This window comes from Bordetella petrii, assembly GCF_000067205.1.
In the GTDB taxonomy this organism is placed as follows: domain Bacteria; phylum Pseudomonadota; class Gammaproteobacteria; order Burkholderiales; family Burkholderiaceae_B; genus Bordetella_A; species Bordetella_A petrii.
On sequence record NC_010170.1, the window covers coordinates 2,564,073 to 2,580,600 of the forward strand.

The 16,528-nt window shown below is 66.2% G+C and carries 13 protein-coding genes; all 13 read left to right on the forward strand.

What is annotated here, in order from left to right; translation table 11 throughout:
* The first annotated feature begins 22 nt into the window (after positions 1-22).
* The 13 genes from tssB to tssJ all read left to right on the forward strand — a co-directional run bounded on the left by tssB (position 23) and on the right by tssJ (position 16,516).
* Complete coding sequence (tssB, locus tag BPET_RS12370) at positions 23-541, forward strand: type VI secretion system contractile sheath small subunit (protein ID WP_012249355.1); 519 nt, start codon at positions 23-25, stop codon at positions 539-541.
* A 3-nt stretch (positions 542-544) separates the two neighbouring features.
* Positions 545-2,032, forward strand: coding sequence for a type VI secretion system contractile sheath large subunit (tssC, locus tag BPET_RS12375; protein WP_012249356.1), 1,488 nt, complete (start codon positions 545-547; stop codon positions 2,030-2,032).
* A 98-nt stretch (positions 2,033-2,130) separates the two neighbouring features.
* Positions 2,131-2,616 (forward strand): Hcp family type VI secretion system effector, encoded by a 486-nt coding sequence (locus BPET_RS12380; protein ID WP_012249357.1) that lies wholly within the window; start codon positions 2,131-2,133, stop codon positions 2,614-2,616.
* A gap of 43 nt (positions 2,617-2,659) precedes the next feature.
* Positions 2,660-3,079, forward strand: coding sequence for a type VI secretion system baseplate subunit TssE (tssE, locus tag BPET_RS12385; RefSeq protein ID WP_012249358.1), 420 nt, complete (start codon positions 2,660-2,662; stop codon positions 3,077-3,079).
* A gap of 3 nt (positions 3,080-3,082) precedes the next feature.
* Positions 3,083-4,807 carry a type VI secretion system baseplate subunit TssF gene (gene tssF, locus BPET_RS12390; protein ID WP_012249359.1) on the forward strand — a complete coding sequence of 575 codons (1,725 nt, stop codon included), beginning with the start codon at positions 3,083-3,085 and terminating at the stop codon, positions 4,805-4,807.
* Entirely contained in the window at positions 4,771-5,817 is a 1,047-nt protein-coding gene (tssG, locus tag BPET_RS12395) for a type VI secretion system baseplate subunit TssG (RefSeq protein ID WP_012249360.1), read from the forward strand. The genes tssF and tssG overlap by 37 nt, the downstream gene beginning before the upstream one ends.
* On the forward strand, positions 5,814-8,612 hold the full coding sequence (tssH, locus tag BPET_RS12400) for a type VI secretion system ATPase TssH (RefSeq protein WP_012249361.1): 2,799 nt from the start codon (positions 5,814-5,816) through the stop codon (positions 8,610-8,612). The genes tssG and tssH overlap by 4 nt, the downstream gene beginning before the upstream one ends.
* Before the next feature lie 4 nt (positions 8,613-8,616).
* Positions 8,617-11,085, forward strand: a complete 2,469-nt coding sequence (locus tag BPET_RS12405; RefSeq protein WP_012249362.1) for a type VI secretion system Vgr family protein — start codon at positions 8,617-8,619, stop codon at positions 11,083-11,085.
* A 7-nt stretch (positions 11,086-11,092) separates the two neighbouring features.
* Positions 11,093-13,714 (forward strand): DUF2169 family type VI secretion system accessory protein, encoded by a 2,622-nt coding sequence (locus BPET_RS12410; RefSeq protein WP_012249363.1) that lies wholly within the window; start codon positions 11,093-11,095, stop codon positions 13,712-13,714.
* Positions 13,707-14,651, forward strand: a complete 945-nt coding sequence (locus BPET_RS26625; RefSeq protein ID WP_158310080.1) for a pentapeptide repeat-containing protein — start codon at positions 13,707-13,709, stop codon at positions 14,649-14,651. Before BPET_RS12410 ends, BPET_RS26625 begins: the two co-directional genes overlap by 8 nt.
* Before the next feature lie 17 nt (positions 14,652-14,668).
* Positions 14,669-15,361: a DUF3540 domain-containing protein gene (locus BPET_RS12420; protein WP_050978237.1), complete on the forward strand. Its 693-nt coding sequence runs from the start codon at positions 14,669-14,671 to the stop codon at positions 15,359-15,361.
* 13 nt (positions 15,362-15,374) lie between these two features.
* Positions 15,375-15,779, forward strand: a complete 405-nt coding sequence (locus BPET_RS12425) for a DUF4150 domain-containing protein (RefSeq protein WP_012249366.1) — start codon at positions 15,375-15,377, stop codon at positions 15,777-15,779.
* An 8-nt stretch (positions 15,780-15,787) separates the two neighbouring features.
* Entirely contained in the window at positions 15,788-16,516 is a 729-nt protein-coding gene (gene tssJ, locus BPET_RS12430; protein ID WP_012249367.1) for a type VI secretion system lipoprotein TssJ, read from the forward strand.
* Positions 16,517-16,528: the final 12 nt, after the last annotated feature.

Consider the following 16,528-nt stretch of genomic DNA (forward strand, 5'->3'; position numbering starts at 1 on the left):
TCCGCTACCAAGGAGAACTGCAATGGCCAATGATGGATCCGTAGCCCCGAAAGAACGTGTCAACATCGTCTACAAGCCGGCCACCGGCGACGCGCAGGAGCAGGTCGAACTGCCGTTGAAGCAACTCGTGCTGGGCGACTTCACGCTGCAGGAATCAGATACCCCGCTCGACGAGCGCAAGCCCATTCAGGTCGACAAGGACAACTTCAACGACGTGCTCAAGGCCCAGGGCCTGAGCGTGACCATGGCGGTGCCCAACCGCCTGTCCGAAGGCGAAAGCGACGAATCACTGCCGGTCACCCTGAAATTCGAGAACATCCGCGATTTCGAGCCCGACGCGCTGGTCGAGCAAGTGCCCGAGCTGCGCCAGTTGATCGAGCTGCGCGAAGCGCTTAAGTCCCTGAAAGGCCCGCTGGGCAATCTTCCCGATTTCCGCAAGAAGCTGCAGGCGCTCATTCAAGATGAAGGCGCGCGCGAACGCTTGCTGTCCGAATTGGGTGTGCAATCGGCCGGCCCCGAGTCCGACCAGTCCAAGGAGTAATCGATGAGCCAGGAATCTCCCCAGCAACAGGGCGCGGCGCAACCCGCCGAACAGGCCGGTGGCTCGCTGATCGATCAGTTGATCGAATCGACCCGCGTCAAGCCCGGCGACGATGCGTATTCGATCACTCGCCAGGGGCTGGAAGCCTTCGTGGCGGAGCTGCTCGAACCCAGCCGCGCGCAAGAGAAAGTCAGCCAGGGGCTCATCGACGAGATGATCGCCGGTCTGGACCGCAAGCTGTGCCGGCAGGTCGACGCGATCATGCACCAGGAACAGTTCCAGAAGCTGGAATCGGCCTGGCGGTCGCTGAAGTTCCTGGTCGACCGGACCGATTTCCGCGAGAACAATCGCATTGAAATCCTGAATGTGTCCAAGCAGGCGCTGCTGGAAGATTTCGAGGACGCGTCGGACATCACGCGCTCGGGCTTGTACAAGGCGGTGTACACGGCGGAATTCGGCCAGTTCGGGGGCGAACCGTTCGGCACCATCATCGGCAACTATGAGTTCGGCCCCGGCGGGCAGGACGTCAAGCTGCTGCAATCGGTGGCCAGCGTCGCCGCCATGGCGCACACGCCGTTCATTGCCTCTGCCGGGCCGCAATTCTTCGGCATGGATTCCTATGCCGGCTTGCCCAACCTGAAAGACCTGGCCGCGGTATTCGAAGGCCCGCAGTACACCAAGTGGAATGCCTTCCGGCAGACCGAGGACGCGCGCTTCGTGGGCCTGACCTTGCCCAATTTCCTGCTGCGCGTGCCCTACGGCGACGATACGGTGCCCACCAAGCAGTTCCGCTACAACGAGGACGTGTCGGGCGGCAGCAAGGATTTCCTGTGGGGCAATGCGGCCTTCGCGTTCGCCAGCCGCCTGTCGGAGAGCTTCGCGCAGTACCGCTGGTGCGCCAACATCATCGGGCCGCAAGGCGGCGGCACGGTGGGCGACTTGCCGGTCTACAACTACGAGGCCATGGGCGAGACGCAGACCAAGATCCCCACCGAGGTGCTGATCTCGGAGCGGCGCGAATTCGAGCTGGCCGAACAGGGGTTCATTGCGCTGACCATGCGCAAGAACACCGACAACGCCGCGTTCTTCTCGGCCAATTCAGTGCAGAAGCCCAAGTTCTTCGGCAACAACAAGGAAGGCAAGGAAGCCGAGCTGAACTACAAGCTCGGCACGCAATTGCCCTACATCTTCATTGTTAGCCGGCTGGCGCACTACATAAAGGTGATCCAGCGCGAAAACATCGGAACCTGGAAAGAGCGCACGGATCTGGAATCGGAGCTCAATAACTGGATCCGCCAGTATGTGGCGGACATGGACAACCCGGCGGCCGGCGTGCGCAGCCGCCGCCCGTTGCGCCAGGCCGAAATTACCGTGTCGGATGTGGAAGGTGATCCGGGATGGTACCGAGTGGGCCTGAAAGTGCGCCCGCACTTCAAGTACATGGGCGCGTCTTTCACGCTTTCCCTGGTGGGCAAGCTCGACAAGAGCTGATCCGCCTTCACCCGGATATGGCGTGCCGGCTGCCACCGGCACGCCGCCGGACCTGCATGTAATGCAGATACTTCTTCAACTGCAAGGAGCAATTTACCATGGCAATGCCGTGCTATCTGACCCTCGAAGGGCAAAACCAAGGCAAGATCGAAGGGTCTTGCGAAGTCAGCGGACACGAGGGAAAGATCCTCGTGCAGGCCGTCGACCATTCCATCGAACTGCCCAAGAACCCGCAAACCGGCCTGCCGTCGGGCAAGCGCCAGCACCTGGGCATCACCCTGGTGAAGGAAATCGACAAATCTTCGCCCAAGCTGTACCAGGCGCTGTGCTCGGGCGAACAGCTGAAATCCGTGGTGCTGGAGTTCTACCGTATCAGCCCCAAGGGCACGGAAGAAAAGTACTACACCATCAAGCTTGAAAAAGCGGTGATCGTGGCGACCCACCTGTGGGTGCCGAACTGCCTGCAGCCCGACAACCGCCAGTTGGGGCACATGGAAGACATCGGCATGACCTACGAGAAGATCGTCTGGACGTGGGAGCCGGACGGCATCGAATCGGAAGATTCGTGGCTGGCGCCGAAGTAATCGCCTGAGAGCGGGAGCCCGCAAGGGCTCGCCGCCCCTGACCATGAGAGAGCTTCGCTTGCTGGAACGCGTAGCCGGCCTGGGCGCCGGCGTGCAGCGGTCGCACATTACCCGCGCGGAAATCCTGGTCGATTCGATCTTGAACCACCTGCGCCGCATTTTGAACACGCGCCAGGGCAGCGTACCCATAGACCCGCTGTTTGGCGTGCCGGATTTCACCAATCTGGCGGGATCGTTCGCCTCGGGCACGACAGGACAAATGATAGAGGACATGAATCGCATGATCCAGCGCTACGAGCCGCGCCTGCGCCAGCCGCGTATCACGTTCGCGGAGTCTCAGGACGAGGTGTTGTCGCTGGCCTTTTCCATCACCGGCATGATCGCCGTGGATGACCAGGAAATACCGATACGTCTGACGTCGCACGTGGCCGCGAACGGCCACGTCTCGCTCAAGAGGCAATAGACCGTGCTGAACCGCTACTACGAACAGGAGTTGGGCTATCTGCGGACGCTGGCGGCGGAATTCGCCGCCAGCAACCCCGCCCTGGCGCCGCTGCTTGGCGCCGGTAGCGCCAGCGACCCCGACGTAGAGCGGCTGCTGGAAGGCGTGGCGTTCATGACGGGGCTGATGCGCCACCGCCTGGACGATGACTTCCCCGAGTTCATCCAGAACCTGGCGCAGCTGCTGTTTCCGCACATGCTGCAACCCCTGCCCTGCATGACCATCATGCGCTACCAGCCGCGCGCGGCCCTGGAAGGCCCGGTAACGATACCGGCCGGCACCGAGTTCGCCTCGGTGCCGGTGGATGGCTTGCGGGCCATATTCCGGGCGTCGTTCCCGGTAACGCTGGAGCCGGTGGAATTGCTGGGCGCGCAATGGGAAGGCGGCGGCACGCAGCCGCGTTCGCTACGGCTGCAGTTCAGCCTGGCGGGCCTGCCCGGCGCGCCCTGGACTGGCGACAGCCTGCGGTTCTTCCTGGGCGACGCGCACGCGGACGCGGCGCGCCTGTACTTGCTGCTGCTGCGCTACGTGCGCGAGGTCCGCATCGGCACCGACGGAGGACCCCTGACAGTGCTGCCGGCCAGCGCCATCCAGCCAGCCGGCCTGCGCCCCGACCTGGAACTGATGCCCTGGCCCCGCGGCGCGCACCCGGCCTGGCGGGTGCTGCACGAATACTTCGCCTTGCCCGAGAAACTGCTGTTCCTGGACATCGCCGGCTTTTCACGCTGGACCTCGCGCGGAACGGGCGACCGCTTTTCGGTGCAGATCATGTTTGACCGGGTGCCGGACTGGGCGCCCGCGGTCGGAGCGTCCAGCTTCATCCTGAATGCGACGCCGGCGGTCAATTTGTTCAGCCACGATGCGCATCCGATCCGGGTCGATCATCTGCAGCCCGACTATCGCATCCGGCCCATTGCCCGGGGCAGTCAGTCGGTAGAGCAGATTTTCTCGGTCGACAGCGTGCGGGCCCGCAACGCCAATGGCGACGAACAGGAGTACCACGCTTTCTCGGCCATGCAGGATGAGGACGCGGGTTCGTACCACATCAGCATCCGCGCCTCGGCTCTGCATCGCGGCTACGACCACTTCCTGAGTTTGCCGTATTCCCCCGGCGAGACGCCTCAGCCCCTGACCCTTTCGACGCGGCTGACCTGCACGCATGGCGACCTGCCGCAAAGCCTGCGGCTGGGCGACATCTGCGAGCCGACCGACAGTTCGCCGGCGCGGGTGGGATTCAGCAATATCCAAGGCATTACGCCGCACAGCCCGCCGGTCATCGACAGCACGCTGTTGTGGCGCGTGCTGTCGCACCTGAACGCCAACCACCTGGCCCTGGCCAACGAAGGCCAGCTGCGCGACCTGCTGTCGCTGTACGCGCCGGCGCGCCAGGCGGACGCGCAGCGCCACGCCGCGGCCCGCCGCGCCATAGAGTCGATCGGCCAGGTGCAGGTGGAGCCGGTGCGCCGCATCGTGCATGGCATGCCGGTGCAAGGCAACGACGTGCGCATCGAATGCCGCGGCGACCACTTTCCGGGCCGCGGCGGCCTGTTCCTGTTTGGCACGGTGCTGGACGAATTCCTGGCCGGCACCACGGCCATCAATACCTTCAGCGCTCTGACGCTGGTGGATGTCGTCAACGGAGAAACCCTGCAATGGCCAGCGAAGATCGGCCGCTATCGCCTGCTGTAGCGCCACCGGGCGGCGATCCGCTGCTGGCGCAAGGGCACCGCTATGCCTTCTTCCAGGCGTTGCGGCTGCTGCGCCTGCGCAGCGCCGATGCGCAGGCGTTCTCGCAGGATGTGCGGGTGCGCCCCTCAGCCACGCTGTCGTTTCCCGATCGCGACATCGAGGAAATCCGGCTCGACGAAATCGGCAAATACCGGATCACCGCGAACTTCTTCGGCCTGTATGGCGTCACCTCGCCGCTGCCGACGTTCTACACCGAAGACCTGATCGAAGAGCAGCTGCAAGGCGGCTCGACGGCGCGCGATTTCATCGACATTCTGCATGCGGCGCTGTACCCGCTGCTGTTTCGCGCCTGGGAAAAGAACCGCACCTGGCTGGCGGTGGCCGAGCGGCGCGATGCCAATCGCCTGGACCACTTGTACGCGCTGGTGGGCATGGGCGGCGGCGCGGCGGCGCGCCGCCCCGGCGTGCGGCGCCTGCTGCCGCATGCCGGCAATTTCAACCAGTTCCCCCGCTCTGCGCTGGGCCTGGAGTCGCTGGCGGCAGGGTTGCTGGGCGCGCTGGCCGTGGAGGTAGAGCCCTGCGTCGCTGAAGTGGTGGCGATTCCGGCGCCCGCGCGCTGCCTGCTGTCGGAGCAGGCCTGCGAGTTGGGCGAGAACGCCATGCTGGGCAGCCAGATCGCGGATCGGGCCGGCGGCCTGATCATGCATATCGGGCCGATTCCGGCCGGCCGCCTGCAAGAGCTGCTGCCCGGCGCGGCGCTGCACGAACGCCTGGTGCGCGCCATTGCCCTGTATTTGCGCGTGCCGCTGCGCTGCGTGCTGGGGCTGCGCGTCGAACCTGAGCAGCGGCGCGGCGCCAGCCTGGGCGAAGGCTGGTGCCAGCTGGGCCTGGATACCTGGCTGCCCGAGGCGGCGCCGGGAAACCCGGCCAACCCATGGCCTCGCTACGACGAAGTCTTCCTGCCGATCGACACCGATCCCACCCGTATTTCCAAAGAGGTCATGCAATGATGCTGGTAGAGCTAAAACCCCTGTTCGCGCGCCTGAACTCCTACTGCTCGGCGGCCCTGGAAGGCGCGGCCGGCCTGACGCTGGCCCGCAACCATTACGAGATTGCCGTCGAGCACATGCTGCGCCGCCTGATCGAAGCGCCCGACGGCGACGCCGCCCGCATCCTGGCGCACTTCGACATCGACGCGTTGCGCCTGACGGCGCAACTGGACGATGCGCTGGGCCAGCTGAAGAACGGCAATCCCGGGCGTCCGGTGTTCGCCGGCCTGTTGACCGAATGGGTGCAGGAATCGTGGCTGACCGCCTCGATCACGTTGGGACAGAGCCGCGTGCGTAGCGGCGCCATGCTGCTGGCCCTGGTGGCGCGGCTGAGCTACTACGGCGCGGGCACGCGCTACGCCGAAACCTTGCGGGCCATCTCGCGCGAGCAACTGGCGGCCGAGTTCGACAGCATTGTCGACGGGTCGAGCGAAACCGACCTGCGCATCGCCGACGCCGCGGGCGCCGGGGCCGCCACGGGCGCGGCAGGCGGCGCCGGCGCCGGCGAAGCCGCCATCGGGCGCTTCTGCGAAGACTTCACCGCCAAAGCGCGTGCCGGCAAGATCGACCCGGTGTTCGGGCGCGACAATGAAATCCGGCAGATGATCGACATTCTTGCGCGCCGCCGCAAGAATAATCCGATCTGCGTGGGCGAACCCGGCGTGGGCAAGACCGCGGTGGTGGAAGGGCTGGCGTTGCGCATCGTCAATGGCGACGTGCCCGAGTTCCTGCGCGATACGCGCCTGCTGGGCCTAGACCTGGGCCTGCTCGAGGCGGGCGCCAGCGTCAAGGGCGAGTTCGAGAACCGGTTGCGCGGCGTCATCGATGAAATCAAGGGCTCGGTCAAGCCGATCATCCTGTTCATCGACGAAGCGCACATGCTGATCGGCGCCGGCGGCCAGAGCGGCGGCTCGGACGCCGCCAACCTGCTCAAGCCGGCCCTGGCGCGCGGCGAGCTGCGCACCGTGGCGGCTACCACCTGGTCCGAGTACAAGAAGTATTTCGAGAAAGACCCTGCCCTGGCGCGCCGGTTCCAGCTGGTGAAGCTGGACGAGCCCGACGTGCACACGGCGGTGCAGATCCTGCGCGGCCTGAAAGACCGCTACGAGGCCGCGCACGGCGTCACGGTGCGCGACGATGCCATCGTGGCCGCCGCTGAATTGTCGGACCGCTACATCACGGGACGCCTGCTGCCAGACAAGGCCGTGGATCTGCTGGACACGGCGGCCGCGCGCGTGCGCATCGGCCTGGGCGTGAAGCCGGCCGAGCTGGAAAGCCTGGAAAGCCGCCTGGCCGGCCTGGAGCGTGAGCGCGTGGCATTGGCGCGCGACGTGCAATTCCAGCCGGGAACCTACAGCGAGCGGCTGGGCGAGATCGAGTCCGAACGCGCCAGCCTGCAGGCGCAGCACGCCGAGCTGGAGGCGCGCTGGAAAACCGAGAAAGAAGCGGCCGAAGCCGTGCTGGCGCTGCGGCGCCAGTTGGGCCAGGCGCAGAATGTGCCCGCCGTGCCCACAGCCCAGGCGCCTGACGGCAGCACGCCGGAGCCCACGGCCGAGGCCGCTGCCGAACCTGCCCGGGAGCCGGCCACCGATGTGTCTGCCGATACGTCCACGGACACGGTCACCGATACGGTTACTGATACGTCCGCGCAAGCCGCGGCGTCGCCGCAAGCCCTGGCGGCTCAATTGGAAGAAGCCCGCAACAAGCTGAAGAACCTGCAGGCGGGTTCGCCCCTCGTGTTCATTGAAACCGACCCGGACGCCGTGGCGCGCGTGGTGTCGGACTGGACCGGCGTGCCTCTGGGGAAGATGCAGCGGGATGCCGTCAGCAGCGTGCTGGCGTTGGCCGACCGCATCAAAGAACGCATACGCGGCCAGGACCACGCGGTGGACCAGATCGCGGCCACGGTCAAGGCCGCGCAATCGGGCCTGCGGGACCCGCAGCAGCCCATGGGGGTGTTCCTGTTGGTAGGCCCCTCGGGCGTGGGCAAGACGGAAACCGGCTTGGCGGTGGCCGACCAGTTGTTCGGCGGCGAGCATGCGCTGGTGTCGGTCAACATGAGCGAATTTCAGGAAAAGCACACGGTCAGCCGCCTGGTGGGTTCGCCGCCGGGGTATGTCGGCTATGGCGAAGGCGGCGTGCTGACCGAGGCCGTGCGCAAACGGCCCTATTCCGTGGTGCTGCTCGACGAGGTCGAGAAGGCCCATCTGGACGTCGTGAACCTGTTCTATCAAGTGTTCGACAAGGGCACGCTGGCCGACGGCGAAGGCCGCGTCATCGACTTCAGCAATACCGTGGTGTTCCTGACCAGCAATCTGGCCACCGAGGAAATCACCCGGCTGGCCCGCGACGGCCGACCTGATGTCGAAGCCTTGACGACCGCCATTCACCCCGTGCTGGCCAAGCATTTCAAGCCAGCGCTGCTGGCGCGCATGACGGTCGTGCCCTACTACACCCTGCCGCCTTCCGAGCTGGCCGGCATTGCCGAGCTCAAGCTGAACAAGCTGGCCAGCCGGCTGCTCGCGGCCAACCGCATACAACTGAGCTTCGACGATGCCGTGCGCGACACCATCGCCGCGCGCTGCACCGAAGTGGATAGCGGCGCCCGCAACATCGATTTCATTCTGCGCAAGAGCCTGATGCCCTTGCTGTCGGATACGGTGCTGTCGGCGCTGGCGGATGGCCGCGCCCTGAGCGCCATCCGCGTGGCGCCGGACGATAACGGCGGCTGGACCCTGACGACGACGGAGGCTTGAGTTCATGACGGATGCCGCCTATGACTATCGCCTCGAGTGCCCGGCGCTGCGAAATCTGGCGCCCGGCCAGGCTATTCACGTCACGCACTGGCGAGGGACGGAGGCGGTTTCGCGGCTTTATCGTCTTGAGGTGACGGTTGCGGTCCGCAAGGCGGATCTGCCCCTGGAGCAGCTGCTGAACCAGCCGGCCACGCTGTTGGCCCGCAAACCGGATGGGGCGTTGCTGCGCTGGCACGGCATCGTCACGCAGGGCGCGCAACGAGGCCGCGACGAGACTTACGACTACTACCAGATCGTGCTGGAGCCGCGCCTGGCGCGGCTGCGCACCCTGCGATGGTCGGACATCTACCTGAACCAGCAGCTCGACGACATTATCCGGCAACTGCTGCGCCTGGCTGGGCTGGACGAACCCTACAGCAGCCCGGGAGCGCCGTACGACTACCGTATCGCGGCCAGCCAGTTGGCAACGACGCGCACGCCATTCACCTGCCAGTTCGAGGAAAGCTGCCTGGATTTCCTGATGCGCAAATTGGAGTACTACGGTGTGTACTTCTGGTTTGAACAGGGCGAACAACAAGAGTCTGTCGTATTCGCCAACAGCGTGGAGCAGCAACCCACCGACCTGGACAGCGTGGTTTATTACCCCAACGGCGTGATCGATCCCGACGCCACCGAGGTCGCGGTCACGCGCCTGAACCGGCTTGTCAGTTTACGGCCCGGCACAGTCACGCTGCACGACTCGAACGACTGGGGCAACACGGCGCTGTCGCTGGTCAGTACGGCAAGCGCGCCTGGCCCCGTTGTGGCATTTGGCGAAGTGCATGACATGAGCAGCCATTTCGAGAGCCTGAGTGATGGCGACACCATCGGCGGCGAAACACTGGCGACCTGGCGCAGCCAGGAACTGGCTTGTGAGCGCCTGCGCATCGAAGGCGAGGCGCGCACCCCGGGTGTGTGCGCCGGCCGGTTGATCGAGGCCTCGGAGTACCTGCGCGGCGCCGACCCTGCCCAGTATTACGTGATTGAAGTCACGCACGAGGGCGCGCAGACCCTGGAGACGGCACCGGAAACGGATGCCCCCGCCTACTTGGCCCGTTTCGTGGCCCTGCCGCGCTGGCTGGATTCCGGCGCGTCGGACCAGCTTCCCCTGCAGTTCCGCCCTGCCCGCGTGACGCCGGTGCCGGTGGTGACGCACATGGTCAATGGGTTTATCGATATCGACACCCCCAATCAGCCGAAACAATATGCCCAGCCGGATGAAGACGGCCGCTACAAAGTGCGGCTGACGTTTGCCCGGCAGCGCTACGGCGGCAACCAGAACTCTGCCTGGCTGCGCATGGCCACCCCCTACGCGGGCGGCAGCTCGGCCTCCGGCCTGCACAATGCGGGAATGCACTTTCCGCTGCGGGAAGGCACCGAGGTGCTGATCACTTTCCTGAACGGCAATCCCGACCGGCCGGTGATCATCGCCGCCCTGCCCAACGTGGAGGCCCCCAGTGTGGTCACAGCGGCGAACCCGGGTGACCATTTGATCCAGACCCCGTCAGGCAATGTGATCGCTATGCGGGACGCCGCCCGGCAGACCACGCAAGACGAGTCCCAGGACAGCTCCGGGGACTACAGCGTCAACAACAAATCGGCCATCTTGTTGAGCACGACCACAGAGAATACGTCGCTGAACCTGGGCGCCACCAATGATCCCTCTTTGGCGGACGGCTTCAACCTGACCACCGACGACAACGGCAACATCCACGCGGGCACCAGCATGGTGATCGAGGTGCCGGGCCACCTGCGCATGTCGGCGGGCAGTTCGGGCTGGGCGGGCCTGGTCAGCATGCAGTTGCCCAATATGCCTACCGGCGTGACGATCGGCAGCAACGCGGGCCTGGTCGTCCAGAATTTCATGGGCGTGAAGATGGAGACCGTGGAAGCGATAACGCTGGGCAACTTTTTGGGCGGCAAGATCAGCGCCACGGAAGCAATAGATTTCTCGGTCACGATGGGCGGCAGGATAGGCGTGAAATGGGCCGGGGAAAAGGACATCAACCTGGCCACCAAAAAATATCTCGCGCCTCAGTTCAGGAGCACCTACGGGGTCGTGAATGCGATTGTCAACGAATGGAAAGGCGTGGCCGTACAAAAAGAAGAGACGGCCGTGAATTATTCGGTGAGCACTATCGCGAGCCACAAGGTGACTACCAAGGGCTTTTACAAGGTGAGCGCCGTGACCAGCACGTTGGCGATCAGCACCGAGTCGATCTCCATGGCGACGCCAGTCTTCAGCGTGGGCGCTACTGGGGACGCGACGATCACGGGCTCGTCCATCGAAGTCACCGCCGATATGGACCTGAGCCTGACGGGCGGCGCCAATGCGACGATCTCCGCCATCGGCGTACGCATGGTGTCGGAAAGCGATATCTACTGTAACGCCCCGGCCATCACCATTGGCGGCGGCACCGTCCTCGTAGGCTGAATCATCGATGAAAGTCGCCAAGTCCACCGATGTTCTTTTGCTGCTTGGCCGCCAATCGCTTGGCGGGCGGCCCAGCCTGACCGTTACGGTGGGTTATGCCTGCGGCATCGACGGCACGCGCCTGACCGAGCAGCAGGCGTGGGCCTGGCTGGCGCCGATGTTCGACAAAGAGCCGTTCGACCTGGGCGAGAAGAAGGCGCGCGGCAGTTATGCCGTGGCGGGCATGGCGTGCGCGCCGGCCGGCCAGGCCGTCACAGGCATCACTGTCCGCGCCGGCGTAGGCGAGCTGCATAAAAGCCTGCTGGTGCAGGGCAACCGCTATTGGACGCGCGGCATCGCCGGCTGGCAGCCCAGCGCCCCGCAGCCGTTCGAACGCATGGCGCTGGACTTGCCGCACGCCTATGGCGCCTCTGGCTGGCTGCATAATCCGCACGGCCGCGGCCATTGCGCCGACCCGGATCAGGCCGATGGGGTAGCTCTGCCCAATGTCGAGCATCCCCGGCACCCCGTGCTAAAGCCCTCCGATGTGCCGCCGCTTGCCGCGCTGGGCCCGTTGCCCCAGGGCAGCCCGGAACGCGCGCGCTGGCTGGGGACGCTGGATGAAAGCTGGCAGCGCCGGCGGTTGCCATGGCTGCCCGACGATACCGATCCGCGCTGGTTCGACCGGGTGCAGCAGGACCAGTGCCGGGAAGGCTACTGGCGCGGCGACGAGCCGTGGTTTGCCGAGCACATGCATCCGCGGCAGCCGGTGCTGCGCGGCAAGCTGCCCGGCCTGCGCCCTCGCCTGTTGCTGCGCGCCGCGCGCGAGCCCGAACAGCGTTTCGAGGCGCCGCTGGACCTGGATACTGTGTGGCTTTTCCCCACGGATGAGCGCGTGCTGGTGCTGTACCGTGCCAGCGTGGCCGTCACGCGCGAGGATGCCGCCGACATGCTGGGACTGGCCGTGTTCACCGAGACGCTGGACCAGGCGGCCTTGTCCACCGAGCACTGGGCCGCGGTCTGGCGCCAGCAGGAAGAAAAAGTCGCCAAGCCACCGAAGCCCGCGGCATCCACCGCGCCGGCGGATGCCGACGCCGCTGCCGCTGCCGCGGCCACCTCCCAGGCCGCGACCGAACATAAGGCCGCCATACTGAAAGAGCTCGCCGACGGCCAGAAGGAAGCCATCGGCGAAGCCGACCGGATGATGAAGGCGCTGGGCCGCCCTCCCGTGAGCAGCCGGTTCGCGAATGCCGGCATGCAGGTGGCGGAAGACGCCGATCCCGTGCCTATGGCCTGGCCGCAAGAACCCGTGGCGTTTGCGCAAGCCGTGCGCGCCTACGTCAAGGCGGAGCTGCAGGCCGGCGAGGCCGAGGCCCGCGCCACCATGAAACGCTACGGGCTGGACGCCGACGCCATGCTGGCGCGCTCGCAAGCCAATCCGGCCAGCCAGATCGACGATCCCGCCGAGCTTTTCGCGAGTCTGCCCGTGACGCCTGAGAAAAGACAGGCGCTGCTGAAGGAGTACCAGGCATTCATGGCACAGATGGATGCCCTGGAAGCGCGGGCGGCCGATATACAGCGGCAAGCCGATGCCATGCAGGCGGAGCCGGCGCCGCCGCCTGGAATCGATGAGCCGCTGCCCGCCGGTGCGCGTACGCCGCTGGACAGAGACACGCTGCTGGCGCGCCACGCGGCTGGCCAGTCCTGCGCCTGGGCCCTGCTGCAGGATCTGGATTTATCTGGAGTGGCGCTGCGTGGCGTGGACCTTTCGCACGCGCTGTTGCAGCGTTGTGTCTTGCGGCAAGCCGACCTGGAAAGATCGAATTTCCTGGAAGCCGAGCTGCAGCAGTGCGATCTGGTAGAAGCGCGGCTGGAGCAGGCCCGTTTCAGCCGGGCCATGTTGACTGACTGCACGCTGGATGGCGCGGCGGCGCCGGGCGCCGATTTCTCCCAGGCCTGGCTGAAGAAGAACAGCCTGGCCAAAGCGCAGCTGAGCAAGACCCAGTGGCGCAACGCGCAGGTGGCGCAATGCGGTTTTGAAGAGGCCGGCATGCCGGACGCGCAGGGAGACCGCGCGCAATTCAAGTCTTGCCGGCTGCCTGGCGTCAATGCGGCGCGAGCGCAATTCCAGTGGGCCACTTTCGACCAATGCGACCTGGCGGCGGCGGTGTTTGACGAGGCAATGCTGGCCAAGGCCACGCTGATCGCCAGCCAGGCCGGCGGCGCGACATTCGCGGGCGCACGTATGCCCGGCCTGCGCATCCTGAAAGGCACCGACCTCAGTGGCGCGCGGCTGGATCGCGCGCAGATGGACGGCGCCAGCCTGCAGGATAGTTGCCTGGCGCAAGCCACATTGCGCGAAGCCCGCCTGGATCGCGGCCTGCTCAAGAACTGCGACCTGACCGGCAGCGACGCCTGGCACCTGGTGGCGCGGGCGGCCAACTTCGTCGGCAGCCGTGTGGCCCGGGCGAGCTGGCGCGGCGCCAATCTGATGCAGTCGCGCTGGGGCGAAGCCGTGCTGGAAGACGTGGATATGACGGGCGTGAACCTGCACGCGGCCGACACGCGCCGGGTAAGCGCGCAAGGCGTGCAATTGGCCCAGGCTCTGCTGACTCGCTGCCGCCTGCTACAGGACTATGCCCGTGACTGACGCCGCCATGGACACGTTGCTCGAGCAGTTGCGCGCCGGCCGCCCGATTCCCCCGGATGCCCTGGCCGGCGCCGACCTGTCCGGTATCGACCTGGCCGGCATGCGCTTGCGCAACCTGGATTTGCGCGGGGCACGCCTGAATGGGGCAAAGCTGGCGCGCACGATCTGGCAGGGTTGCCGCCTGGACGAGGCGCGCTTCGATCAGGCGGTGTTGACCGAAGCATCGTTCACCGCATGCCGAGGGCGTGGCCTGTCGTTGCGAGGCAGCAAGGCCGACTGGGTGTCGATGCGGCAATGCGTGTGGGTAGACGGCGATTTCGAGCAAGCTGACCTGACACGCCTGATGGCCACGGGCGCCAGCTTTGCCGGCTGTCGCCTGCAATCGGCCACCCTGGTCAAGGCGCTGTTCTCGGAATGCGACCTGTCGGGCCTGGACCTGCGCGGCGTGACCTGGGCGCAGTGCCATTTTCCCGATTGCCGGCTGCGCGGCGCGCGCTTCGAAGGCGCGGCCCTGACGCAATGTTCATTCCCCCGGGTCGACGCCAGCGAGGCCGATTTCAGCGGCGTCCAGGCGCCCAGCGCATCGTTTCATGCCGCGCGGCTCAATGGCACACGATTCGACGGCGCGCTGCTCGATCGCGCCATCCTGGATCAGGCGCGGCTCGATCACGCCAGTTTCGCCCAGGCATCGCTGAACGGCAGCCGGTTATATGGCGCCGCGTCGCTGGGCGTGACGTTCGCGGACAGCAAGCTGGCCCGGGCGGATCTGTCGCATTTCCAGGCGGCTCACGCGGATTTCTCGCGCGCCGACCTGACGGGCGCGCTGCTGCATGCCGTGCAGTTGCCGGATGCCCTGTGGCGTCAGACCGTGCTGGACGACGTGCGCCGCGACGATCCCGAACTGCGAGCCGCCGAATTATGGCAACCCCCCGTATAACCCGGAAGACCTACGCTATGTCCTATCCTCTTTCCGCCCCCCTGCCCGAAGACGCCGCCGCCGCGCCCTCTGCCAACCAGGAACCCCGCGACCAGGCCAGCTTGCAGCACGCCCGCCTGGTCATGGGTGACGGCACGCGCTATGCGGCGCTGACCCCCCAGGGAGCCATCTGGGTAACACCCGCCGCCGGATGCCTGCTGCAGCCCGCCATCGGCGACCTGGCGCTGGTCAGTCTGATGAACGGCCAGGGCTACATCTTGACAGTGCTTGAGCGCGCGGCGCCGGACCGCCCTGCCGAGGTGGCGCTGCCGGGCGATCTGCATCTGTCGCTGCCGCAGGGCCGCCTGGCGGTGACGGCCACGCACGGTGTTGCGCTGGACGCGGGCCCGGCGCTGGACGTCGCCGCCGGGCGGCTGACGGCGGCGCTGCAAACCGCCGATGTGGCTTGCCAGGCGCTGCGGCTGACAGGCGATGAAGCGTTCTCGCAGTGGAATACCCGCACCGACATAGCGGGCAGCCGGCTCGATATCGCGACTCGCAGTGAAAGCCATGCCGAGCACAGCGTGCGCCGCATTGCCGGCCACGAAGAAGTCTGCGCGCAATCGATGCGGCACCTGGTCGATCAGGACTGGTCGGTCCACGCTGATACGGCCGATCTGAAGGCATGCGACCGCGCCGCGGTCACCGCCGCGTCGGTACAACTGGGCTGAGGAGAGCGCGGCCATGTTTCTGCTGAATACGGGTGGCGCCATGACCACCGCCACGGTGCCCGATGTCTGCATGACGCCCGCGGCGCCCTCTCCTATTCCGGTTCCCTACCCCAATTTCGCCATGAGCGATATGGCCGATCCGGCCAGCATCGTGGAAAACGTGCTGGTGGTGGGCATGCCCGCGCTGAACATGGGCAGCTCGCTGCTGCTCAGCCAGGGCGACGAGGCAGGCAGCGCGGGCGGCGGCGTCGCCTGCGGGCAAATTATGGGCAAGGCGGACTTCGTCGACGGCAGCATGACTGTCATGGTGGGCGGGATGCCGGGCGTGTGCCTGACCGGCATGACGACCCAGAACGCGAACAACACCGTCGGCCTGGTGGCGAGCCCCAGCCAGGTCGTGGTGATTCTGCAGGGATGACGAACGCCATGACCGCCATGACGATCTTGCGCCACCCGCTTCCGCGCCACCGGTTGTTGCGCCGCCTGCTGCCCGCGGCGCTGTGCATCGGTGTCCTGGCATCGTGCAGCTCCCTGAACAGCATGATGGGAGGTTCGTCCGAGCAGGATGCGCTGAAAGCCCTGAAATGGACTTATGCCGCCGATGGCGTGCAGATTGCCTTGATGGCCGATCCGCACCTGAACCAATCGACCGACCAGCCCCACACCCTGGCGCTGACGGTCGTTCAGATGGCCGACCCCAATGCCTTCACGGCCGCCACCGCGAACTCCGCCAAGCTGACCACGCTGCTGCTGGCCGACAGCCCGCCGCCCGGCATGCTGGCATTGAATCGCGTGTTCGTGTCGCCGGGCGAGCAGCGCACCATCACCCTTGCGCGCGTCGAGAAAGCCCAGTACGTGGGCCTGGCCGCGGGCTACTACCACCTGGACCCGGCCCGTAGCGCCCGCCTGTACCGCATCGGCGTGGAAGTGAATTCGTCCGGCATCATCGTCACCACCCGCCAAGCCGCGCCTGAGCCTCTGAAGATCGATTTGCGGCTAGGCGCCAGCGGCATCCAGGAATCTCCGGGCGCAGGCGCTCCGCCCGTGACGCTGACCAAGCCCAAGGCGGGGCCTGTGCCTCCGCCCGCCCCGGCCCCTGCCCCGGCCCCGGCCCCTGCCCCGGCCCCTGCCCCGGCCCCGGCCCAACAACCTTGACCCCTTTCCCAT